The following is a 1,114-nucleotide window of genomic DNA, read 5'->3' on the forward strand; positions in this document are numbered from 1 at the left end:
TCGCAGGAGGTGGGGGGGGGAGGGGTGGGGCTGGGAGCGGGAGCGAGGCCGGTGGGGCGGGGGTCGGAAGGTGTGCCGACAGGTTCGGGGCGAGGGTTGAGGCTGATACGGTAACCCCGGCGCGCCTGAGGGGTGCGATGAGGAGGGGGCGCGAGAAGGCCGGGGGATCGGGAAAGTGGCAGGTGTGCACGACGGGAACAAGCGCGGCATCCGCAGGGACGCTGACCGAGACCGTCACCCGATTACCCACAGTGGAGGTCTCAAGGTTGATTGCGGAACCCGGCGCGCCCGTGACCACTTCCGAGAAAAATTCAAAAGCCTCTGTCCGCGGCCGCCAGTCGAAACCGGCGCGCTGGCCGGGAACAGTCGGGGTAAGCATCAGGTCGATAAGGTTGTCATTAATAATGATGGGTGTGATAATTACTGCCCCTGCACTATGCGCCGGCGTGTCCCATAAACGATCATCGACAATCACCTCACCGGCCACATGCCGCACACCGCTTGATGCCACCTGGCGGGCAAGATGGTCGAGACCCGCCAGCGGATCTTGCGGGGTGAGGGTGGTAAGTCCCGGCATGGCGTTGGCGTCGGTGTGATCGAAGTTTTCCACGGCGATCCGCCCGTCGGCCATTGTCCTGCCTCCCATGGTGAGATCACCCTGGGCAACGAGTATCAGGTCGCCATTCAGCTTGCCCGCACTATCGATACCGCCGTTTCGGACAAGCGGCGTGCAGAACCTGTAGTCCGGGCCATAGAAGGACAAGACCGTGCCGACGCTAAAGTTCTTGGCGGTCGAACCGGTCTCGAACGGCGAATTCGGCGAGAGGAAGTAGACAACTTCGCCGGTGTTGACGTCCACCGCGAGAAGCCCCCAGCGGCCCGAGTCGTAGGGCGGCGTCGCCATCAGGGCTTGCATCTCCGGAGTAAGGATACTGTCCCTGACCGATGAACCGGAACTGCACGAGGCAAGCATCAGGATGAGTAAAGCCGAGACGGCCCATAAAAAGTATGCTCTTCTTTTTCGTTGCCCGCATATCGTCGAAGTTGTTTGCATATCATGCTCCTTTGTTACTGAGCCAGATTCAGATTAATTACGGCACCCGGAGTGCCGAAC

1 protein-coding gene is annotated in these 1,114 nt (G+C 61.0%); it reads right to left on the bottom strand.

All coding sequences use genetic code 11. The features are described 5' to 3' along the window. Positions 1-973: D-alanyl-D-alanine carboxypeptidase (locus CW742_RS14535; RefSeq protein ID WP_292421614.1), on the bottom strand; the 973-nt coding region annotated here is incomplete at its 3' end. Between the last annotated feature and the right edge of the window lie 141 nt (positions 974-1,114).

The organism is Methanoregula sp. (assembly GCF_002835825.1).
Taxonomy (GTDB): domain Archaea; phylum Halobacteriota; class Methanomicrobia; order Methanomicrobiales; family Methanospirillaceae; genus Methanoregula.